We start from the raw sequence: 22,657 nt of genomic DNA on the forward strand, positions 1-22,657 counted from the left end.
GTAAAACGCACAACGCGGAGTTCAGTGCGCCCGGATCAGGGCTCGCCGCCGCGCCGGTCCCGTGCTGGCCCGGACCACCAGCTCGGGCGTGAGCAGATCCGGCGCCGGCCAGTCCTCGCCACCGAGCCGCTTGGTCAGCTGCTCCCAGGCGAGCTCCCCCAGCTTGGCCCGCTCGTTACGCAACGAGGTCAGCGGCGGCCGCGAGTACGCCGCGATCGGAATGTCGTCGTACGACGCAACCGACAGCTCGGCCGGCACCTCGACCCCGTTGTCGTACATCCAGCTCAGCAAGCCGATCCCGACCAGGTCGTTGAACGTGATGACCGCGGTCGCCCGGCTGCGCAGAACGGTCGGCCCCGCGTCGTACCCATGGTTGCCGGACCAGCCGCCGTCGACCTCGTCCAGCGTGACGTCCAGGGCGCGCGCCGTACGACGCAATGTCCGGCGCCGCTCGCCATCGGACCAGGACGCGGCCGGACCGCCGACGTACAGCACCCGGCGATGGCCTAGACCGGTGAGGTGCTCCAGCAGCAGCCTGCTCGCGGCGCGGTAGTCGATCGCGACCACGCCCGCGTTCTTCACCGTGCGGTTGATGCAAACGACGGGCACCGGCTGGGCGAGCGCCTTCTCGAGGCCGGCGCGAGTCAGCCGCGAGCTGCACAGCACCAACGCGCCGGAGTAGTCGACCAACTCGTCGACGAGCCGCAGCTCCTCGGCCGGGTCCTCGCTGCTCTCACCGATCAGCAAGCGATAACCACCTGCCCGCGCGGCGGCGTTCAAACCCTTCAGGACCTCGGAGAAGAACGGGTTGGTCAGGTCGGGCACGGTGACGCCGACGGTCAGCGGGCGGCCGCGCTTGAACTCCTGCGCCCGCTTGTCGGCGCGGTAGCCCAGCTCGCCGGCCACCGCACGCACATGGGCGACCACCTCGGGCGAGATCAGGTCGGAGCCGTTCAACGCCCGCGACACCGTCGAGACCGACGTACCGGCCTCGCGTGCCACGTCGATCAGACGAACCCGATCCGCCACCATGTCCCCTAATATCCCCGATGCGCCCTTATGAAGTGCCGATCCGCACGTTCCGGATCGTCACGTCGTCGGCGTACTGTACGACAGCGTCCGCCGCGACCTGGTCGAACCGGCTGTTGGTGATCGACACCGCACGGATGTGCTGCGTCTCCGCACCCACGACGCGGTACACCCGCTCGGCCCGGGCCACCCGGACCCGGTCGCAGCGGATGTCGCGCACGTCGGGGTACAGCAGTTGATCGCCACCACCCTGGTAACTGAAGGTGATTTCCACAGGACGATACATCCAGGCCCGCGAATCCACGTCGCGCACATCGACATTGTGGACATAGCCGCCGCGGGTCGAGGTGGACTTCACACACAGCAGCCACTGCAGGTACGCCTCCTCGGCGGCCGGGTCCGCGGGGGCGTGCAAGCGCCGTACGTAGACGTCCTCGACGCCGCCGCTCAGCTCGCTGCCGACGGCGACCGCGGCGCCGCCGCTGATGAACGTGCAGTCCTCGACGATGATGCCGCGCGAGGGCAGACCGAGGCGGCGGCCGTCGGCGTCGCGGCCGGACTTGATCGCGATGCAGTCGTCGTGGGTCTCGAACACGCAGTCCCGGATCAGTACGTCGGTGCAGGACTCGGGATCGCAGCCGTCGCCGTTCGGGCCCAGGTTGCGCACGGTGACGCCTTGCACGGTGACGTTGCGGCACTCGAGCGGGTGGATCGTCCACATCGGCGAGTCCTTGACGGTGACGCCCTCGATCAGCACGTTCGTGCAGCGGAACGGCTGGATGAAGCTCGGGCGGAGGTAGTGGCCGGCGCCGAAGACACGCTGTTCGAGCGGGACCTGCTCGTTGTTCATGCGTTCGAGTTCGGCCCAGTCGGCGCGCTGGTTCGGCAGGCCGGTATGCCATCCGTACTGGCCGCTGCCGATCAGGTACCACCAGTGCTCGTTGTCACCGGCACCGTCGAGGACGCCCTTGCCGGTGATGCCGATGTTCGTCTGACCCTCGGCGCGGATCAGCGACGAGTAGTTGTAGACCTCGACGCTCTGCCAGCGCGTGCGGACGACGGGCAGGTAGGCGGCCGGATCGGTGCTGAACCGCAGCGTCGCCCCTTCCTCCAGGTGCAGGTCGACGTTGCTCAGCAGGTTGATCGCCCCGGTATACCAAACGCCGGCCGGCACAACAACATGCCCGCCCCCGGCCCGATGACACGCGGAGATGGCCGCGGCGATCCCCGCAGTAGCATCCTCCGGCGTCGCCCCGTACGCCGTAATCACAAACCGCTCGTCCCGAAACCGCGGCGCCCGAACCCGCCCCCGCACCGCACCTTCACCCCAACCACCCGCCGCGCCACCCGAGGCGATGGCGGGCAGTTCCAGCAGGCCGATGCCTGCAGCAACGAATCCTCCGGCTCCGAGCCGGAGGAGCTGACGACGGGTGGGATGCATGGGCGGCACACCTTCCTGACAACCGAGCGGGTAAAGCTTTGCCCGCAAGTATCCAAGAGATTTCGGGCCGGTCAAGACTTCGTCCACGCCAGCCGTTGACACCACCCGCCTCTCCGGGCACGATCGATTGCAATCGTTTGCACGCTAGGAGGCCGCGGATGTCCGCCCCAGTTCGTCGCCGTACAGTCCTGCTCGCCGGCGGAGCCGTTGCCGTCGCTGGAGCCGTCCTCGGCGGCGGCACCGCCCCGGCCGCCGCCGAGACTCTTTCCAACCCAGCCCCCGACGCACAGGTCGCCGCGATCCTCCGCCGGATCCGCCCTCCACGCTTCCCGGACCGGTGGTACGACGTGACCGCCTTCGGCGCGGTCGGCGACGACGCAACGGACTGTACGGCGGCGATCCGCGCCGCGATCGAGACCTGTCACCGGCGCGGCGGCGGGCACGTCGTCGTACCGGCTGGTGACTACCGGACCGGCGCCGTACATCTGCTCAGTCGGGTCGACCTGCATCTGGCGGAGGGTGCGCGGCTGGCGTTCAGTCAGGACCCGGCGGCGTACCTGCCGGTGGTCGCGACGCGCTACGAAGGGACCGAGTGCTACAACTACTCCCCCTTCGTCTACGCGTACGGCCAACGCGACATCGCGGTCACCGGGCGCGGCGTGCTCGACGGGCGCGCGGACGCCACCCATTGGTGGGACTGGACCGGCGGACCGCCGCCGAACGAGTCACCGGACAAGACGCTGTTGATCCAGCTGGCGGCCGACGGAGTGCCGGTCGAGGATCGGGTCTTCGGCGACGGCCATTACCTCCGGCCGAACCTGCTCCAGTTCAACCGCTGCGAGAACGTGCTGCTCGAGGGCATCACGGTCAAGGACTCGCCGATGTGGAACCTCCACCCGGTGCTCTGCCGCAACGTCACGATCCGCGGCGTCACCGTCGACAGCCCGGACGGCCCGAACAACGACGGCATCGACCCGGAGTCGTGCACCGACGTACTGATCGAGGACTGCACGATCTCCACCGGCGACGACTGCATCGCGTTCAAGTCGGGCAAGGACGCGGACGGGCGGCGGGTGAACGTCCCGTCCCGGTACGCCGTGGTGCGCAACTGCGAGATGGCCGACGGGAACGGCGGGGTGACAGCCGGCAGCGAGACGTCGGGCGGGGTGATGGACATCTTCGTCCGCGACTGCACGATGAGCAGCCCGCACCTCGAGCGCGCGATCCGGATCAAGAGCAACCCGGACCGCGGCGGCACGATCGCGAACATCGACGTACGCCGGGTGACGGTCGGTCAGGCCGCCGACTCGGTGATCGAGATCGTGCTCAACTACGCGAACGTTGTCACCGGTGCGTATCCGCCGGACGTGCACGGCATCGCGATCAGCGAACTCACTGTGGCGTCCGCGCCGCGCGCGCTCAATCTGCTCGGCCTCGCCGACGACCCGCTCCGCGACATCCGCCTGCACCAGTGCCGCTTCGACGCGATCACCGACGAGAACGTGATCGAGCACGTCGAAGGCCTGCGCCTGGACCAGGTCTGGATCAACGGCACCCGCGTCGACCACTAAGGAGCCCCCTGATGGAAAACCTGAGCCGCAAGAACTTCCTCCGCCTCGGCGCCGCGGCTGCCCTCGCCACCACCACTGCCACGGTCGCTTCGGGTGAAGCCGCCGCCTATGATCCTGGGCCGGGGTGGGGGCAGGTCGGGGAGATTCTTCGCAACACACGTCCGCCGCGGTTTCGGGATCGGGACTTCTTGATCACCGGGTTCGGGGCGGTTGGCGACGGGGTCACGCCGGCGACCGAGGCGATCGCGAAGGCCGTCGATGCGTGTCACCGTGCGGGCGGTGGGCGGGTTGTGGTGCCGGCCGGGACGTTTCTCACCGGGGCGATTCACCTGAAGTCCAACGTCAATCTGCACCTCGCAGACGGCGCGACGCTGCTCTTCAGCACCGACCCGACGCAGTACCTCCCGGTCGTGCTGACCCGGTTCGAGGGGGCGGAGTGCATGAACTACTCACCCCTCATCTACGCGCGCGACTGCGAGAACATCGCGGTCACCGGCTCCGGCACGCTCGACGGTGGTGCGACCTGGGACAACTGGTGGTCCTGGGTCACCCCGTCCGGCCCCGACGCCCAGGCGCTGCAGCAACAAGCAGCGAATGGCATACCGGTGCAGGACCGCGTGTACGGCGCCGGCCACTACCTGCGCGCCGCGTTCATCGAGACCCAGTCCTGCCGCAACGTGCTGATCGAGGGTGTCACGATCCTGCGCTCGCCGTTCTGGGAGATCCACCCGGTGCTGTCCCGCAACATCACCGTCCGCGGCATCCACATCGACAGCCGCGGCCCGAACAACGACGGCATCGACCCGGAGAGCTCGCAGTACGTCCACATCCAGGACTGCACACTGGACTGCGGCGACGACTGCATCGCGATCAAGTCCGGCCGGGGCGCGGACGGCCTGCGGATCAACGTGCCGTCGGAGAACATCCTGATCGAGAACTGCACGCTGAACATCCGGTACGGCGCGATCACGATCGGCAGCGAGATGACCGGCGGCGTCCGGAACGTGTTCGTCCGCAACTGCACGATCGGCAGCCCGAACCTGTACTTCGGCCTGTACATCAAGACGAACTCCGTCCGCGGCGGCTTCGCCGAGAACATCTACCTGCGCGACCTCGACATCTCGAACCTCACCAAGGAAGTTGTCTCCTGCAACTTCTACCGCAGCGAGGGCGACGTCGGCCCGCTGACGCCGCGGGTGCGGAACGTCGAGCTGCGCAACGTCAACGTCGGCCACGCGCGGAACGCGTTCTCGATCTTCGGCTACCCCCGCTCACCGATCCAGGACTTCCGGCTGATCGACTGCACGTACACGAGCATCGACGCCGCGAGCTCGATCCAGGACACCGAGCTGACGTTCCGGAACGTCCACGTCAACGGGCAGCTCATCACCGACCCCGCGCAGCTCCTGTGACACCTGGTTGGTCCGAGGCAGACCGGATCCGGGCCGACGTCCGGCCGCCCGAGTTCCCGGCCGTCGACTTCCCGATCCCGTCGTACGGCGCCGTTCAGAACGATGCCACCGCCGGCATCGCCGCCGCCATCCAGGCGTGCAGCGACTCCGGCGGCGGCCGCGTCGTCGTACCCCCCGGGGTTTGGTATACCGGAGCGATCCACCTGAGATCACATGTCGAGTTGCACGTATCAGCGGGCGCGACATTGCGCTTCAGCACCGAGCCGAGCGACTATCTACCGGTCGTGGAGACGCGGTACGAAGGTCTCGAGGTGCTCAACCGCTCCCCGCTGATCTACGCGAACGGTTGCACCGACATCGCGATCACCGGCACCGGCACGCTCGACGGCCAGGGCTCCTGGGACAACTGGTGGAGCTGGTTCCACGAGTGCGACGAGGACTTCAACCGACTGCGGGAGCAGAGCTGGTTTGGCATACCATCCCAGGATCGCGACGCAGGCCGACGGCTGCGATCGAGCTTCGTCCAGCCGTACAACTGCACGAACGTGCTGATCGAAGGCGTGACCGTCGTCCGCTCGCCGTTCTGGCAGATCCACCCGGTCCTGTGCCGCAACGTGACGATCCGGGACGTGGTGATCGACTCCCAGGGACCGAACAACGACGGGATCGACCTGGAGTCGTGCCGCTCGGTCGTCATCAGCGGCTGCACGATCGAGGCCGGCGACGACTGCATCGCCCTCAAGTCCGGGCGCGAGGCCGACGGGTTGCGGGTGAACATGCCGACCGAGGACGTCCTGATCGAGGACTGCACGCTGGGCGTCAAGTACGGCGCGATCACGCTCGGCTCGGACCTGACCGGCGGCATCCGCAACGTCTACGTCCGCAACTGCCGGATCAACGGCCCGTACTTCGCCTTGTACATCAAGACCAATGCGGTCCGTGGCGGCTGCGTGGAGAACGTCTACCTCAGCGACATCACGGTCTCGAGCCTGCGGAAGGAAGTTGTCCAGTGCAACTTCTGTCGTGGGGAGGGCAAGGACGGCCCGCTCACGCCGTACGTGCGCAACGTGGAGCTGCGGGGTGTGAAGGTCGAGCGAGCTCGCAACGCAGTGCTCCTCCGCGGCTATCGGCATTCACCGATCGAGGACTTCCGCCTGGTCGACTGCGACTTCACCGTCGACCAGCCCAGCACCGTGGTGCACACGGCGCTGAGCCTGGACAACGTCACGATCAACGGTCACCCGGTCAAGGACGTCCACCAGATCCGGTAGTCAGGGCAGGTGCGCGCAGTGCACGTCGAGGTCCCACAGGATCACCGACAGCGCGTACGGGCTGATCGCGTGCAGCTGGTGGGTGGCGTCCTCCAGCAGCTCCCAGTGGCCGTTCGACTCGTTGCTCACGGCATCGGTGCCGATGACGGCGATCCGCTGCCGGACAGCGGCCTCGTACGACCGGTGCCCGACGCCGTTGAAGCAACAGTCGTCGAACCGGTTCAGGATCTGCATCTGCCGCCGGTTCCGTCCGATGGACGCGAGCGCGTAGAAGTCCGGAAAGTCGGCCAGCCCGTAGAACCCGGGCTGCATGTCCTGGCGCTGCTCCCAGTCGCCCCGCGTCGGACTCGGCTTCGGCGAGCCCGGGCGAACGAAGAACGGCAGCGAGCCCGCAGTCGGATACGAGCGGGTGATCCGGGTGTCGAGCGCCGGGTACACGGTCGTCGCCCACCCGCCTCCGGACAGCCCGATCATCTGCACCGAGGACGGACGGTACGTGGCCTGCACATAGTTCATTGCCACTGCCAACGGTTCCAGGAACAATGCGAGCGGCGAGTACGACGCCGACTCCCACTGTGGTAGGTCGTTGTGCGACGGCTGCAGCTGCACCGACGGGTCGTTCGGGTCCTGGAGCGTCTTCGGGTTCCAGTGGTAGAACGGCATCGCGAACAGAAGCACGGTGTACCCGTGGTCGAGTAGCGCCTGAGTCACCGGCTGCATCGTTTCCGGGCCCTCGCCGTGACCGTTGTGGTAGAACGCCACCCGCCGGTGCGTGCTCCGCGCCGGCTCGAGCAGGAACACCGTGGACACGTACCCGAAGTCCATCGCGATATCGAGCTTGTCGTACCGCCGGATGCCGGTGAACGCGGGCAGCACCGACGGTGCGCCAACGTCCCGCGTCACGGTGGGCAGAGTGGTCGGCAGGACGCCCGTGTCCTTCCACACCTGGGCCACCAACTGCGGGCGCAGTGCGTCCGCGTCGGCGGCGGTGTGGATCTTCATCAGGTCCTCGACGTCCACGCCGACAACGACCTCCGGCAGCGTCCGGTAGATCGCGGCGTGCGAGGCGGCAATCTCCTGGTTCACCGGCGCGACAGGACGCGGCGCGGGGTGCGGGAGCGCACCACCGGCGGGCACCTCAGCGGCGGAGGCGCTCTGCGGCCATCCGGTAGCGCCGGCAGTCACGGCGAGAGCACCTCCGAGAAGAGTACGACGATTGACGTGCTTCATCCTGGATCACCTTTCGGAGCGGGGAACAACCGGGTGCCAGCCGGCGAACACGAACGACGGATCGCGCAGTTGCGCGGCCTCTGCGTCGCCGAGCTGCCGGGAGCACGCCAGTCGTACGGTGGTGTCGAGCGGATGACCGGCCAGGTCGGTGCTGTGGTACTCCCAGAACCGGATCTGGCCGGCGGCCGCGCAGTCGTTGGGGCTGGTGATCTGCCAGCCGGTCTTCGCCACCTGGCTGTCCATCGCGGAGTCGATGAAGACCACCTGGCTGGTCGGGAACCGGCTGAGCTCCGCGCGGGCCAGGTACACGCTGTCGTCAGGCGCGTCGGGTCCGCGGGTCAGCCGGACCCGGACGAAGATGTTGCCGGGTCCGTTGTCGATGTTCCGGACCTGGTTGTAGTAGCCCTCGTGGAGCGCCTTCAGCTCGGAGTCCTGGATGAACACGCCACCGGTCCCCCAGACGAAGTCGACGTCACCCTCGACGTAGCTGTTCGTCACGAACGCCTGGCCCTGCAGGCGAAGGCTGTCCTGGTAGCCGAGGATGCGGACGCGGGCGAGCACCATCCGGCTTCCGTTCCCGAAGAACGCCTCGGCCTGGGAACCGCGGTACGGCGTGAGGTTCTGCACGGTCACGTCCGTCATCGTGAAGTCGTCCGCGAAGACCGCCATCGCGGAGCGCCAGCAGTTGAAGCGGTCCGACTGCGGGATGACGCGGCGCTGACAGTACGACTGCTCCATCGGCACGTTCGCCATCGCGGAGTCGCCGTTCAGCAGGTTGTTGTTCGGGTACCCGATCACGGTCCGGCCGGCGCCGGCGCCGCTGATCGTGATGCCCGGTTTGGTCGGCGGAACCCAGATCAACTCGCGATACGTACCCGGCGCGACGTCGATTGTCGATTTGTGGCCCGGAGCAACGAAATCGATCGCGGCCTGCACGGTGCAGAAGTCACCGTGCGCGCCCACCGTCAAGTGTGCGTCGGTCTTGGGATCTCGTTGCGTCCTGAACTGCCAGCTGGCGCCAGGGTTGCCGACCACGAACCCAGGGTCGACCGTCACGGAGTACACCTGCCCGCCCGCCAGCCGCTGGTGCGGATAGATCGTCACGGTCCGCCCGTCCACCACGACCGCCTGGTACGTCCACGTGTGCACCTGGTCGTAGTCGGTCCGCGCATCACCGACGGTTCGCTGGTACGACGTGAGGTCCGCGAGGTCGATCGTGTCGACGACCTCACCGTCCGCCTGGCGGATCTGCATCTTGCCGGCGACGCCGAGCCGGACCGGGCCCTGAAACGTCAGGCTGAGCGGGGTGTCCGAGCACGTCGCGCCGGCCGGTGCGAGCTTTGGTATACCAATCGGCCCGGTCGACCAGCCGGTGAGGTGTTTGAGTACTGCGGTGAGTTTGGCAGCCGCGATCTGGTGGCCCTGGACGTTCGGGTGGGTGCTGCCGTTGAAGTCGTCCGGCCCGAGCCAGCCCGTCGTGTCGACGTACACGATCCGGCGGTCCTTCGCGGCCGCGACTGCAGTCTTGATGTCGTCGGCGTGCGTGCCGTTGAACGGGCGCAGGGCAACGATCAGCGCGTTCGGGTCTGCGGTCCGGATCTCCCGCAGATAGGCGAGGTACGCCGGGACGAACTCGGCGCTCGAGTACGCCGCGTCGTTGGTGCCGAAGTTGACGACCACCGCGCCGGGGTCGAAGTTCCCGGCCGGGAAGCCGGCCAGGTCCCAGCCGAAGGAGTCCGCGGCGGTCCCGACGTTGCCGTGGCCGGGTTGGAGGATGCCTTGCTTGCCGAAACCGACCTGGTTGGTGTCCGCGCCGAACGCCTCGCCGACGAGATGTGGGTACGCCTTCGTGCCGTCCGCGCAGTCGGTACCGAGCTCCGCGCAGAGCGCCATCACGCCCTGGGTGATCGAGTCGCCGTAGAACTCGATGCGGTGCTCGGCGGTGGTCGGCAGCGGGATCAGCTTCGCGTCCGGGCCGAGCTCGACCTTCTTCAGTACGACCCCGGTCTCCAGCGGGACGTTCCAGCGGTTCTCGTACTCGTCGACATCCTTGACCAGGATCTCCGCGGTGTGGGCGACCGTCGGGTCGAGGTCGTCGGCGAAGGCCAGGTGATCGGCGTCGACCTTGTGCAGCGCGGGGGTTCCGCCATCGATCGCGACGTACAGCTGGGCCGGAACGGTGATCGACGCGGTGTTGAACAGCGCGCCGAGGTGCGACCCGGTGAACCGGAGGCGGACCGACGAGCCGGAGTTCACGGTGATCGCCACGTCGTCGTCGCGGCCCCAATGGCCGTCGAGCTCGATCCGCGGGTCGAACGGCCCGTACGTCGCCGGTGTCGCGGCGGAACTCGCGACACCGGTGGTCGTGGTCAGCGCACCAACCACAAGCAGAACGGCCAGGAACAAGCTGAACAGGCGATTGCGCACGGCGGTCTCCTCGCGCGGACCGCCGCAGCCGGCAGCGAGTGCCGAGGCCCGGGGCGGTGGGCGGGTAATCCTTTTCCTCGCTACCGTCGCAGGACCGCGGAGGCGCGTCAAGAGCTGGTCGCCGGAAATCAGGAAAAGGTTTACATCGTCCGATTGGAAGCGTTGTACGGCGCGGTCGTGGTCCAATGACCCGGTGAGGAAGCCGCCCACGGACCGAGCCGCCCGCGCGACGATCCACGACGTCGCGCGACTTGCCGAGGTGTCGACCGCGACCGTGTCCCGGGTGCTGTCCGGCGGCAAACCGGTGTCGCCGGAGGTCTCCGAACGCGTCCGCGCGGCTGCCCAGGATGTCGGCTACCGGCCGAACCCGGCCGCCCAGACCCTGCTCCGCGGCAGCAGCCGCACGGTCGGCGTCGTCGTACCTGATCTCGGCAACCCGTACTTCGCGGCGATCCTGAAGGGTGTCGCGGCCGAGGCGTCCGCCGACGAGCACCACACGCTGGTCGCCGGGACCGAAGAGGATCCGGAGCAGGAGTACCGCTCCGCGATCGAGCTCGCCCGCTGGGTCGACGGGCTGCTGCTGTGCGCGCCGCGGATGAGTACGCCCCGGTTGCGTGAGGTCGCCGAGGCGGCGCGGCGCCTGGTGCTGATCAACCGGGTACTTCGCCATCCAGCGGTCGGGTCGGTCGTTGTCGACTACCACCTCGGCGTTCGCGCCCTGTGCGAGCATCTCGCCTCACTCGGCCACAAGCGGATCGTCTATCTGCAGGGCCCGACCGCCGCGTGGTCCGACCAGCAACGCCAGCGCGGCTTCCGCTCACCGGAGGCGTCCGGTCTCACCATCATCCGCGTCGACTGCGGTTCGACGCCGGCGGACGGTCGTGCCGCCGTGGACGAAGCGCTCACCTACAACCCGACGGCTGTGATCGCCTTCAACGACCAGGTCGCCGTCGGCGTCCTCAGCCGTCTTCGCGAGCTCGGTCTCTCGGTCCCCGACGACATCTCCGTCGCCGGCATCGACGACGCCCCGATGAGCGCCCACACCGACCCCGGCCTCACGACGTACGCCGTCTCCACCGTCGAACTGGGCCGCCAAGCCTGGCAACGCTTCGCCCCCAACACCCCCACCGCCACGACCCACCTCCAAGGCAACCTGGTCATCCGCGCCTCCACCGCCCGTCCCCTCAAGCCTGGGCGGTGAAGTGGTACGTGCCGGACGCAATGCGGCAGATGGCGGCGTCGGGTGTGGCCTCGAGCAGCGTCAGGCCGTCGACCTCGTGCAGCGGGCGCCCGGCTTCCTGCGCTGAGCTGGGGTCAGTCGTTGGCAGGTGAACGGTTGCCCCTGCGCCTGGTGGGACTGTGACGTCGAGGGTGAGGGTGCCGTCGGCGATCTCCCAGCGGGTGGAGACTCGGCCGGACGGGGTGTCGTACGAACCCTCTGCCCAGGTCAGCCGGCCGCCCGGGCGGGGTCGGATCACGAGGTCCCGGAAGGCGATCGACTCCGGCGACTGGCTGATCCCGGCGACGTCGGCGTACAGCCACTCGCCGACCGAGCCGAGGGAGTAGTGGTTGAACGAGTTCATCGCGACCGGGCCGAAGCCGCTCTCCTCGGTCCAGCCGTCCCAGCGCTCCCAGATCGTCGTCGCACCGTGCTTGATCGAGTATCCCCAGGACGGATACCGGTCGTCGTGCAGCAGGTCGTACGCCAGCTCGCCGTACCCGTATCTGGTCAGGATCGGGCACAACAACGCGACCCCCGCGAACCCCGTCGTCAGCGAACGCCCGCGCTGCTCGAGATCGGCGACGAGGTGCTTCACCGCCGCCTGCTCAGCCTCCTCGGGCAACAACCCGAATGCCAACGGCAACAAATACCCAGTCTGGGTCTCGCCGCGAACCCTGCCCTCAGCGTCGATGAACTCGGCAACGAACGCCGCCGCGATCCGCTCCCGCAGTTCGCCGTACGCGGCCGCCTCGTCGTCCAGCCCGAGCACCCTCGCCGCGGCCGCAGTGAACTCCACACTCCGCGCGAAGTACGCCGTCGCCAGCACATCCCGATCGGTCCGTACGCCGACCTGCAGCCAATCCCCGTAGTGCCCGCTGGTCCGGTTCCGCCAGATCAGGTCGGGGTTGGCCCGGTGCACGTAGTCGACCCACCGCCGCATCACCGGCCACGCGGTCCGGAGTACCCGCTCGTCGCCGTAGATCCGGTACAGCGTCCACGGCACGATCGTCGCCGCATCTGCCCACGCCGGTGTCCCGTGCCGACCGGTGATGACGTGCGGAATCACATCTGGGATCGCACCCTCGTCGGTCTGCGCGGCCGCGAGATCGGTATACCAATTCTCGAAGAACGTGAGTACGTCGGACTGGTACGCCGCCGTCGGCAGGAAGATCTGCGCGTCCGCCGTCCACCCGAGTCGCTCGTCGCGCTGCGGACAGTCCGTCGGAACGCTGACGAAGTTGCCGCGCTGACCCCACCGGATGTTGCTGAGCAGCTGGTTGACACCCGGATCCGAGCAGTCGAACCGCCCGGCGACCGGGGTATCCGAGTGCAGTACCCGTCCGGTCACGTCCGCGGCCGTCAACTCGCCCGGGTAACCGTCGACCTCGACGTACCGGAAGCCGTGCACAGTGAAGATCGGTTCGAAGAACTCCTCGGCCGCGCCGGCGCTGACGAAGTAGTCGGTGGCGTCGGCTGTCCGCAGGTTGGCCGTGTACAGCTCACCGTCAGACTCCAGCATCTCGCCGTGGCGCAGCCGGATCCGGTCCCCGGCTTGAGCACCACGCACCCGCAACCGGACCCGGCCCGCGACGTTCTGCCCGAAGTCGACGATAAAGCGACCGGGCCCGCGTCGCGTGATCGCGATCGCCGGAAGGTCCTCGGTCACCCGCACCGGATCGGTCGTTGCGGCGATCAACGTCGACACGTCTCCGCCGAGGTCAGCGGCAGGCGCCCACTCGGTCGCGTCGTACCCGGGACTGGACCAGTCGCCGAGCTCGAGCCTGGCGTCGTACGACTCCCCCATCAGCAGGTCGGCGAACCGGATCGGCCCGACGTGTTCCACCCAGCGTCCGTCGGTCGCGACGACGGTCCGCGAGCCGTCCGGGTGATCGACGACAAGTTGCGCGAGCAGTTGCGGCTTCTTGCCGTAGTGGTGCGCGTGGCTGCGCGTGTCCCATCCGACGTACCCGGACCACCAGCCCTCGCCCAGCACGGCGCCGATCACGTTCTCGCCTTCGCGCAGGAGGTCGGTGACGTCGTACGTTTGGTATACCAAGCGCTCGCGGTAGTCGGTCCAACCCGGCGTCAGCTCGTCGTTCCCGACCCGGTTGCCGTTGGCACTCAGTAGGTAGAGGCCGTGGGCGGTCGCATACACACGTGCCCTGGTCACGGGCTGGGTCAGCTCGAACGAGCGGCGGTAGTACCGCGGCGGCGCGATCGTTGCCTGGCGCACCGTTCGCGGTTCGGCGCGATCGACGGGCGGTTCGAAGTACCCGTCGGTCTCGTAGTCGTGCTCGATCCAGTGCGCCTCCCACTCGTCGTCGTGGAAGATGCCGGTGGCAAACGTCGCCTCCGCCGTCGAGACACCACCGGCCGCGTCGCGTATCTCGAGCTGCCACAAGTAGTCGGTCTGCGATGCCAGGGGCGCGCCACCGTGGTCGACGTACGTATCCCGCTCGGTTCGCCACCCGCTGTCCCAGACCGGTACGCCGCCGCGCAGCACCCGGATCCGGAACGCCTCCTGCCGGTCTCCGCGGATCGGCGACGCCAGTCGCCAGCTCAGCCGCGGGCGCGCCGTACCGATGCCGAGTGGATCGACCCGATGCTCACACCGTAGGTCGTACGGCGTCAGTCGCGCGACGTTCGGTGACTCGGACAGCTGCCACATGACTAGCTCACCACGTTTCGGTCGTTGTGAAGGAGAGGTTCTGCACAGGCGCCTGCGCGGAGTCGTCGACCTCGAGCGTCTTCGGCGCGGAGCGAACCTGGAGGTTGGTGATGGTGACATCGCGTACGACGGGCGGATGGCCACCGGACTGCTCCGGATCGGCGTGTTTGGTCGTGATCAGGACGGCGGACGTGGTCACAGCGTCGACGACGGTGTCCTCGACAGTGACGTGTTCGATCCGGCCGCCGCGGTGGGAGTTGGTCTTGATCCGGATCGCGTGGTCGACGGCCGAGCCCGTGACGTGGAGCGCCCGGGCGTGGACGTTGTGGATCCCGCCAGAGGTCTCGCTGCCGATGGTCAGGGCGCCGTGGCCGGCGGTGAAGCGGCAGGACTCGATCAGGATGTTCTGGGACGGGCGGGCGACGCGGCGGCCGTCGGCGTCCCGGCCGGACTTGATCGCGATGCAGTCATCGCCCGTGCTGAAAGAGCAACCGGTGATGACGACGTCTTTGCAGGAGTCGGGGTTGCAGCCGTCGTTGTTCGGGCCGCGGCTGTCGACCGTGATGCCGCGGACGAGCACATCGGTGCAGAAGACCGGATGGACCACCCACATCGGCGCGTTGACGATGCGGACGTCTTCGATCCGGATGCGGTGGCAGGTGTGCGGCTGGATGAAGCTCGGGCGAAACCCGTGACCGGGCTCGAACACGCGATCCTCGACCGGTACGTCGTCCTCGACCATCTGCAGGAGACGTTGCCAGTCGCCGCCTGGACGGGTGTTGCGCCACCAGTTGTCCACGCCGGCGCCGCCGTCCAGGGTGCCGGTGCCGGTGATCGCGACATTCACCTCGTCGTACGCATAGATCAGGGGTGAGTGGCTGAAGCACTCGATCCCCTGCCAGCGGGTGCGCACGATCGGGTACGCCGCTGGTTCGGTGAGGAACCGGAGCGTCGCGCCGGCCGAGACGTGCAACTCGACGTTGCTGCGAAGCCGGATCGGGCCGGTGAGGTAGGTGCCAGCGGGTACGACGACTCGGCCGCCGGTCTCGCATGCGGCGATGGCCTTGGCGATCGCTGTGGTGCAGTCCGTGTCGGGGTCGGCGCCGTGGTCAGTGATCAGGTGATCGGTCATGAGGCGCACAGGTCCCGGATGCGGAGGGCGTTGGCGAGTGAGACGGCGATGACCCAGGACGGGTTCCAGGTGTTGGCGTGGCCGCGGCGTTGCCAGTGGGTCTGGAAGAACGCTTCGCCTTGTTCGCCGGGGACCGGGAAGTTCCAGTCGCCGGAGGTTGCGGCGATGCCTTGGCTCAGGGCGTCGAGGGTGGTCCGGGCAGCGGCGGCGTACTCGGGGCGGTTGGTGGCCAGACCGAAGGTGAGGAGTTCGTAGGTTGGGAAGAAGGTGTCCAGGTGGTGGTTCTGGACGCTGACGGTAGGCCAGCCGATCGCGTTGAAGCCGGCCGTGCTGAGGGGCGCGTCCTGGTCGAGCTCCGGGGACCAGACGTACACCCAGGTGAGGAGCCAGTCGGCGGCCACCTCGCACCAGGTCGCATAGAGCGGGTCGCCGGTGCGGCGGAACAGTTCAGAAGCGGCCATGAAGTAGTACATGCCGGCTTCCTTGTCCTCGCAGGCCGCGTCCAAGGTGGAGCGGGCGAACGGACGGTCGAACGTCCGTGCATGCTGGTCGTGGTACCGGCTCAGCCAGGTCGTTGCCTCGGCCAACAGCTCCAGCTCGTCGAGCACCTGCGACGCCTTGATCGCGGCGAGCACGCACGGGATGCCGGCGGCGGAGACCGTCGTCGCAGCCGGCGTACCGTCGAGCCGCCAGCCGATCGGGAACGTGCCGTCGGGCAACTGGGGACCGCGGAGGAAGGTCATCGCGCCTTGGAGCGCGTCCAGCCAGGACGGTGGGACGGGTTCTTGGTGGGCGCGGAAGAGGGTGATGACATCGGCCAGGTCGGCGAGAGTTTCGCCGTACGCGCGGCTGGAGATCATCGGCCGGTTGCCGCTGCGGAAGCTGGTCCAGCGGCGGGTGCTGACCTGGTACGAGTTGTGCCGCAAGCCGGGCGTCGGCGTCGGGCTACCGGAGAGGTAGAACTCGACGGCGGCCCGGCACCGGTCGATCCGTGCGCGATCGCCGGACGTGAAGCCGACGTGGGCGTCACACCAGGCAAGCTTCAACGCTTGCCCGGTCCACCCGTACAGGAAGTGCCGGGCCTTCCGCGGACCGTTGCCGGGGACATCGCTGAACTTGGTGTAGCCGGCTACGGTTCCGGCCTGGTACCGCCTGTTGTCAAGGGCAACTGTCTTGCGAGCGACGAGTTCGTCGAGCGTGAGCCCCTGACCGCCGGCAGCCGTGAACAGAGCACGCCCGGTGTGCACAAGGTGCCGGAAGGCATGGCCACGAACCTCTTGCCGGCCCCAGTCCAGGACCAGGCGTTGGGTATAGACCTCGCCAGGCCGCAGCGTGAGGTACCCATCGTCGGTTGCCTCGCTCTCCGCTTTGCTGACATACCGGACGTCCTGCTTGCCGTCGAACATGAGGACGCCGCTCAACGCGGCCAGTACCGGCCCGTCCTGCCGGATCGCCCCCAGCGAGCCGTACCGGACCTGGCCGTCACCGGACCGCCGCGGCTCCGGCCGGGAGAACAGCGAGAGCCACCGCCGCTCACGGCCGGTGCGCCACTCGAGGTTCATCCCAGGGATCGGCAGCCGGTCCTCCTCCGCCACGAAGCCACCGCCAGGCGCCGGTCCGACACGCGGCACAGCACGCGCCGGATCGGCCGACGGGTTGTCGTTGTAGATCAGTCCGGGGATGGTCAGCTGGCTGTCCATCACCCGGCCGAGGTCGAGCAACAGACCGACGGCGAGGTCAGCCAGTCGCCGCTGGCTCGTGTTCCGCCACCGGAGCTCGACATCCAACCGATCTGCAGCATCGAACGACAACCGCAGTTCAACAGCAACAGGTCCCATCCGGCACCCCGCCCGATGCTCCCCCGGCCGACGCGAGATCCACCAGCCGTCAGGTTGGATCAGGCTGGTTTGCCAGGGTCTGCCGACCGAGTACGTGAGCAGGTTGGCCACGGGCCGCTCGAGATAGACGGTGCCGTCGGTCAGACCGAGCTGGAGGACGACGCCATCCGCAGTACGGCGGAGCTCCGCCGAGCGCGAGCCGGCGGTCAACGCAGGCATCAGGAAGCCCGGCGGATCTGAATGGCCTGGTACTGCGTCCCCGGCAGCCGGACCGTCAGCGTGTCCGTCACAGTCTCGCGCGTACGGCGGACCGAGTGCTTCCACACGTCGAGCACGTCGACGTCGTACACGCCTGCGGGGAGCGAGAACGTGCGGTCGGGGAACTGGTGCTCACCCAGGTACTGCAGGTAGTACGACTCCGGTACGGCGAGCGTGGGTGCGTCGCGGTAGTCGTCGATGGGTTCGACGCCGTCGGGGAGCTCGTCGAGGACCTCGCGGAGCAGGCGGAGGCGTTGAGCGACCACCCCGGTGGGGCGGCTACCACCTGCTGACCACGAGCCGGTTTCCGCGTCGACGTACGACTCGCCGTGGGTCACGTACGCGCCGCGGACGGTCCCTTCCCAGATGCGCGTCAGCAGCTCTTCGGGGCGGAGGCTGGTGTCCGGCGTGAAGCCGTTGCCTTCGTGACCGCAGGCATCGACGAAGACCGGCTTCGCGTAGTCGCGGCGCAGCGCCGAGACGCTGCGCAGATTCTCCAGCCGCACGCTGAGGTGGGTCAGCCAGGGCGGTCCGGGATCGGTTGCCTGATGCATCGAGATCAGATGCCGCCCGCTGTCGAGCTCGGCGATCAACTCGGCCAGGTGACGTACGTCAGCCGCCGAGCTGGCAGGAGACAGACACCAGGTGACGTTGCGGAAGGCACCAAGCCGCAGTACGACGTCACGGACAACGTCCTCGCCAAGCGGCAGGAGCACGTCGGCGACGATGTCTGCGGCCAACAGGTCGCGGACCTGTTCCTCGACACCCTCGGACGCTTGGAGGCGGACGCGGTTGAAGGGTGATGCGGCGAGTGCGGGACGAGCAGCGGCCCACTGGTCGGGCCGGCCGAACCAGGTGGTGGTGAGCGGGTGGTACGGCGTCCCGTCGGCCCACCGCAGCGCAGTACCGGAGCGGCGTACGGGACCGCGAGATGTTGTGGCGGTACAGGTCACCGTCCCGCCGTCGTACGACCAGGTACCTTCGACATCGGGGCTGAACCGGACGAGCCATCCATCAGCTGCTTGGAACGATTCGGCGTACGCCGTCGCGCCGGATGAATGGCGGAAGACGACGGCTGTCGGGCCGGAGACCGGTAGCTCGAATACGTCCCAGCGGGCGACTGACGTCATCGGGTGCCTCTCAGGGCGAGGTACGGGGTGGCGGGTAGTGGGATGCGGCTGGGTCCGGAGTACTCGTCCAGCGGCGTGATCGTCATCGTGCGGGTGTCGATCAGGTCGAAGTGGAACGGCATACCGTCCGGCAGTTCGAGCTCGACGGCCGACGGCCGGCGGTCGCCGAGGTAGTGCAGGACGCACCGATCGCCGTCGACCTCGCCGTTCGACTGCCGCGGTAGCCCGGCGAACACGCCTCGCAGGAAGTCGATCCGCTCCGGGCTCTCGCCGTACAGCCGGCCGCCGACCGAGATCCACGCCCGGGTCGCCCGGTCGACGAACGACTCGCCGTGCCCGACGTACCCGCCGAGCGACATGCCCTGCCAGAACCGGTGCACCAGCTCGTCCGCGGTCAGGTTGCCCCAGCGGCGGCCGGCGTTGCCCTCGTAGCCGATCTCGTCGATGACCACCGGCTTCGGGCAGTCCCGCCAGACCGCGACCTCGGCGCCGTCCCAGTGCTGCACGCTCTGGTGCGTGATCCACGGTTTGCTGAAGTCGTACGGCGTGAAGACCTCGTACATCTTGGTCCCGTTGTGGATCGACCGCAGCCGCTGGTACGGGTCGTACCGCTGCACCAGCTGCAGCAGCCGGTCCCAGTCGGCGATCGTCTTCTCGTGGTTGAAGTCGTACTCGTTCGACAGCGACCACCAGACGTTCCGGTACGCCGCCAACCGCGCCACGACGTACCGCACGAAGGCCGCGTCCTGCGCCGGCGCCATCCGGTCGAAGCCCCACACCCCACGGTCGTAGGGATGGAACAGGATCAGATCAGCTTGGATGCCAAGGGCAAGCAGATCCGCGATCCGGGTCTCGAAGTGCCGGAAGAACACCGGGTCGTACCGCTCGACGTCCACCGCACCGGGCGTCGAGCCGGCGAACGGAGTCCGCTCCGGGCGCATCCCGTCCGTCGGCAGCAGACACATCCGGACCTTGTCGAACGGTGCCTCGCGCAACGATGCGAGGGTCAGCTCCTGCAGGTCCTTGGACTCGTAGGTCCAGTGGTAGCAGGTCGTACCGATGCAGTCGTACCGCGTGCCGTCGGCGTACGAGAAGTGGTGCCCGCCGAGCACCTCGACCGGCCCGTGGTTCCCGGGCGCGGGCGGCGTGCACTCGAACGTGCCGCGATGCCCGTCGAGCTCGGCCGCGGAGCTGCTGGTGATGTAGTCCCAGCTGCCTTCGCGGTCCGGCGAGAACCGGGCGCGGTAGGTGCCGTCGCCGTCGTAGAAGCCGTCGACGGTCACCATCCGGTTCCGGAACTGGTAGGTGACCTGGAACTCCACATCGGTGAACGGGTTGCCGCCTGCCAGTTCGGATGGTCCGGACAAGGTGAGCTCGTGCAGGCCCCACTTCTCGGTACTCACGACAGGACTCATGGCAATCGGTCTCCTGCCTGGATCCACTCGGGCGCCAGGATCACGTGCCTGATCGTCTTGCGCAGGTACGAGTACGCGACGTGCAGCCGGCCGTCGCGGGTCTGCAGCAGCGTCGGGTACGAGTAGCCGAACTCGTTCTCGCGGTACTCCTCGTCCTGCACCTGCAGGTTCCGCCAGTACGGCCAGGTGGCGCCGTCGTCCTCGGACAACGCCAGCGTCAGCGGGGTCCGCAGCGTCTTCCGGCGTACGCCGCCCTTGCCGTCGTCGACCCAGCGGAACTGGTCGCGGTCGGCGGACGAGTCGTTGAACACCATCACCAGGCGCCCGTCGGTCAGGCGGAGGACCTGGATCGCGGAGTTGTTGTTCGGCAGGGTGGTCCGCTCGGGAGCGGTCCAGGTGCGACCGTTGTCCTTGGACACCGACCGGTGGATCCGGTCGGCGGCACGACTCCGGAAGTACCCGACCAGCTCGCCGGGCGACAGCTCCACCACACTCATCTGCACCTGCCCGACCGCATCCGGCACGTCCACCTGCTCCCAGGACGCGCCCCGATCGGTGCTGAGCTGCAGAACGGTCCGCTCCGCACTCTTGTCACAGTCGTACGCCGGCAGCAACCAGTCCCCGTTGCTCAACACAACAACCGGGTTCCGGACAAAGCTGCCCAGATGGTCGAACAACACCTCGCTCCGCTCCCAGCTGAGCCCGCCGTCAGACGAAACCCGCCGGAGCACGCGCGAGGTCGACTGATCATGCGGCTCGTTGGACGTATGCAGCAGCCACACCTCATCAGCTCCAGCGACGAACAGGAGGGGGTTTTGTTCTGAGCGGTGGGGATCGGACGAGAGCTGCTGGGGTGGGAGCCAGGTGCCGGTGCCGGCTGGGAGGCGGGACAGGATGATGTTGGTGTCCGGCTCGCCTTCGGCGGGGCCGTTGAACCAGGCGCAGAGCAGATCGCCGGCGGGTGTCTCGACGAGCGTGGCGGCGTGGCTGTCGCCGGGGTGGATGGTGGGCAGGAGGGCCGCACCCTCGCGGATGCGGCCGTCGAACCTGGGGTCGTTCACCACGTGAATCCGGCGGCGGCCTGGGCCTTGATGTAGGCCGGAATGTCCAGCTGCTCGGCGACCTGCAGCGACGAGTCGACGTCCATGCCGTCCTTCAGCACGTGCTGCCGGAACACCTTGTACAGCGGGATGTCCCAGTACTCGGTGTTCTGGTAGTTCTTGATCACCGCGTTGTCGCCCCAGTACACGGCCGACGGGTCGATCGCGGCCAGCTCCGGGATCGCCGTACCGAACGCGTTCACCACCGCGTCCGTCTTCAGCACACCCTTCATGCCGTACGACGAGATCCGCGCCTGCATCTCCTCCGACACCAGGTACTTGACCACGTCCAGCGCCTGGTCCTGGTGCTGCGACTGCGGCGGGATGAACGCGGCCCGCGTGTCCGGCTGGTAGATCGACTTCGACCCGCGCGACAGCACCGGCATCGACGTGACACCGATCTTCACGCTCTTGGCCCACTCCGCGAACTGCGCGGCGTCGTCCTCCTCGATGTAGTACGGGCTGAGCGCGTACGCGTTCAGCTTGGACAGGTTGTTCACCGCCATCGCGAGGTGGCCGGGGAAGCTCATGTCGCCCTTGAAGAAGTCGTCCACGGTGGTGAAGTTGTTCCGCGGGATCATCAGGAACCGGTACAGGTTGTTCGCGATCGACTTCCACTCGCTGCTGGTCAGGTTGACCTTCACGTCCTCCGGCGCCGGCTGCTCACTCGAACCCGGCACGAACGGGTAGAGCCCGAGCTGGTTCATCGCGAGGTAGTTGTCCGGGTGCTGCATGTAGCCCTTGTAGTGGTCGGTCTTGTCCTGCCGGGTGAGCTTCTGGGCCAGCTTGTAGATGTCGTCGTACGTCGACCCAGTCGACGGGTACCGCACCCGGAACTTGTCGAAGATCAGCTTGTTGTAGAACAGCAGGCTCTCGTCGATCCACAGCGGGACGCCGTACAGGCCGCCGTCGGAGCGCGATTTGATCTGCTCGACCGAGCCGAGGTTCAGCGTGCTCAGGTCGATCCCGGCCTGCTGCACCGCCGACGTGATGTCCTGCACCCAGCCGAGCGGCTCGAGGTCGCGGTCGATCCGCAGCCGCGGGTCCTCCAGGATCAGGTCCGGGACGCGGCCGGCCTTGGCGATGTCCTCGTACCGGATCGGGTAGTCCCAGGTCGCGTACTTGAGCTTGATGTCGGGGAACTTGGCCCGGATCGCGTCGCCGAACACGGCGTCGAAGTACCGGTGTGCCTCGCGGCCGTCGTCGTCGCCGCCGAGTTCGAACGGCTTGAAGTTCGCGGCGAAGACGAACAGCTCGTCGTCGGCGACCGAGAACGGCTTGCCGTACTTGTTCGGGATGTCGACGGAGCCGGTCGCGGAGTTGACGCCGCTGCGCGGTGTCGCAGTGGTGGAGCTGGTGGTCGCGGCGGCGGCCGTTCCGGCCGGGAGCATCCCGCCGAGGGCGGCAAGCCCGCCGAGCAGTGCGCTGTTGCGCACGAAGCCGCGACGCGACAAGCCGGAGCTGGAGCCGGACGGGCGTTCGGCGTTCTGGTCTTCAGACATGGAGATGACCT

15 protein-coding genes are annotated in these 22,657 nt (G+C 68.0%); 4 read left to right on the plus strand and 11 right to left on the minus strand.

Annotated elements, in window-relative coordinates:
* Positions 1-21 precede the first annotated feature (21 nt).
* Positions 22-1,032: a LacI family DNA-binding transcriptional regulator gene (locus OHA18_RS02325; protein WP_329001835.1), complete on the minus strand. Its 1,011-nt coding sequence runs from the start codon at positions 1,030-1,032 to the stop codon at positions 22-24.
* Positions 1,033-1,057: 25 nt separating this feature from the next.
* On the minus strand, positions 1,058-2,470 hold the full coding sequence (locus tag OHA18_RS02330; protein WP_329001836.1) for a glycoside hydrolase family 28 protein: 1,413 nt from the start codon (positions 2,468-2,470) through the stop codon (positions 1,058-1,060).
* Positions 2,471-2,628: 158 nt separating this feature from the next.
* On the opposite strand from OHA18_RS02330, the gene OHA18_RS02335 reads away from it, so the two are divergent.
* From OHA18_RS02335 to OHA18_RS02345, 3 genes are read left to right on the plus strand one after another with little or no spacing between them, the layout of a single operon-like run.
* Positions 2,629-4,041, plus strand: coding sequence for a glycoside hydrolase family 28 protein (locus tag OHA18_RS02335; RefSeq protein WP_329001837.1), 1,413 nt, complete (start codon positions 2,629-2,631; stop codon positions 4,039-4,041).
* Between the two features lie 11 nt (positions 4,042-4,052).
* Positions 4,053-5,453 carry a glycoside hydrolase family 28 protein gene (locus OHA18_RS02340; protein WP_329001838.1) on the plus strand — a complete coding sequence of 467 codons (1,401 nt, stop codon included), beginning with the start codon at positions 4,053-4,055 and terminating at the stop codon, positions 5,451-5,453.
* Positions 5,450-6,724, plus strand: coding sequence for a glycoside hydrolase family 28 protein (locus tag OHA18_RS02345; protein WP_329001839.1), 1,275 nt, complete (start codon positions 5,450-5,452; stop codon positions 6,722-6,724). The genes OHA18_RS02340 and OHA18_RS02345 overlap by 4 nt, the downstream gene beginning before the upstream one ends.
* Here the strand turns inward: OHA18_RS02345 and OHA18_RS02350 are convergent, their stop codons facing one another.
* Positions 6,725-7,909 (minus strand): hypothetical protein, encoded by a 1,185-nt coding sequence (locus OHA18_RS02350; protein ID WP_329001841.1) that lies wholly within the window; start codon positions 7,907-7,909, stop codon positions 6,725-6,727. It abuts the gene before it with no gap.
* A 51-nt stretch (positions 7,910-7,960) separates the two neighbouring features.
* Positions 7,961-10,381, minus strand: a complete 2,421-nt coding sequence (locus OHA18_RS02355; RefSeq protein ID WP_329001843.1) for a pectinesterase family protein — start codon at positions 10,379-10,381, stop codon at positions 7,961-7,963.
* Between the two features lie 193 nt (positions 10,382-10,574).
* On the opposite strand from OHA18_RS02355, the gene OHA18_RS02360 reads away from it, so the two are divergent.
* On the plus strand, positions 10,575-11,582 hold the full coding sequence (locus OHA18_RS02360) for a LacI family DNA-binding transcriptional regulator (RefSeq protein ID WP_329001845.1): 1,008 nt from the start codon (positions 10,575-10,577) through the stop codon (positions 11,580-11,582).
* Here OHA18_RS02360 and OHA18_RS02365 read toward each other — a convergent pair.
* Genes OHA18_RS02365 through OHA18_RS02395 form a run of 7 tightly spaced genes read right to left on the minus strand, consistent with a single transcriptional unit; the run spans position 11,566 to position 22,646 of the window.
* Entirely contained in the window at positions 11,566-14,271 is a 2,706-nt protein-coding gene (locus tag OHA18_RS02365) for a glycoside hydrolase family 78 protein (protein ID WP_329001846.1), read from the minus strand. The two genes, OHA18_RS02360 and OHA18_RS02365, sit on opposite strands and share 17 nt — an antisense overlap.
* A gap of 7 nt (positions 14,272-14,278) precedes the next feature.
* On the minus strand, positions 14,279-15,403 hold the full coding sequence (locus tag OHA18_RS02370; RefSeq protein WP_329001847.1) for a glycoside hydrolase family 28 protein: 1,125 nt from the start codon (positions 15,401-15,403) through the stop codon (positions 14,279-14,281).
* Positions 15,400-17,460, minus strand: a complete 2,061-nt coding sequence (locus OHA18_RS02375; protein ID WP_329001849.1) for a hypothetical protein — start codon at positions 17,458-17,460, stop codon at positions 15,400-15,402. The genes OHA18_RS02370 and OHA18_RS02375 overlap by 4 nt, the downstream gene beginning before the upstream one ends.
* Positions 17,460-18,629 carry a DUF5605 domain-containing protein gene (locus OHA18_RS02380; RefSeq protein WP_329001851.1) on the minus strand — a complete coding sequence of 390 codons (1,170 nt, stop codon included), beginning with the start codon at positions 18,627-18,629 and terminating at the stop codon, positions 17,460-17,462. Before OHA18_RS02380 ends, OHA18_RS02375 begins: the two co-directional genes overlap by 1 nt.
* A complete protein-coding gene (locus OHA18_RS02385) occupies positions 18,626-20,044 on the minus strand; it encodes a DUF5060 domain-containing protein (protein WP_329001852.1) in 1,419 nt (472 codons plus the stop codon). The genes OHA18_RS02380 and OHA18_RS02385 overlap by 4 nt, the downstream gene beginning before the upstream one ends.
* A complete protein-coding gene (locus OHA18_RS02390; protein WP_329001853.1) occupies positions 20,041-21,105 on the minus strand; it encodes a sialidase family protein in 1,065 nt (354 codons plus the stop codon). The genes OHA18_RS02385 and OHA18_RS02390 overlap by 4 nt, the downstream gene beginning before the upstream one ends.
* The gene (locus OHA18_RS02395) at positions 21,102-22,646 is read right to left on the minus strand and encodes an ABC transporter substrate-binding protein (RefSeq protein ID WP_329001854.1); all 1,545 of its coding nucleotides are present in this window, start codon (positions 22,644-22,646) and stop codon (positions 21,102-21,104) included. Before OHA18_RS02395 ends, OHA18_RS02390 begins: the two co-directional genes overlap by 4 nt.
* Between the last annotated feature and the right edge of the window lie 11 nt (positions 22,647-22,657).

The sequence above is a fragment of the Kribbella sp. NBC_00709 genome, from assembly GCF_036226565.1.
Taxonomy (GTDB): Bacteria; Actinomycetota; Actinomycetes; order Propionibacteriales; family Kribbellaceae; genus Kribbella.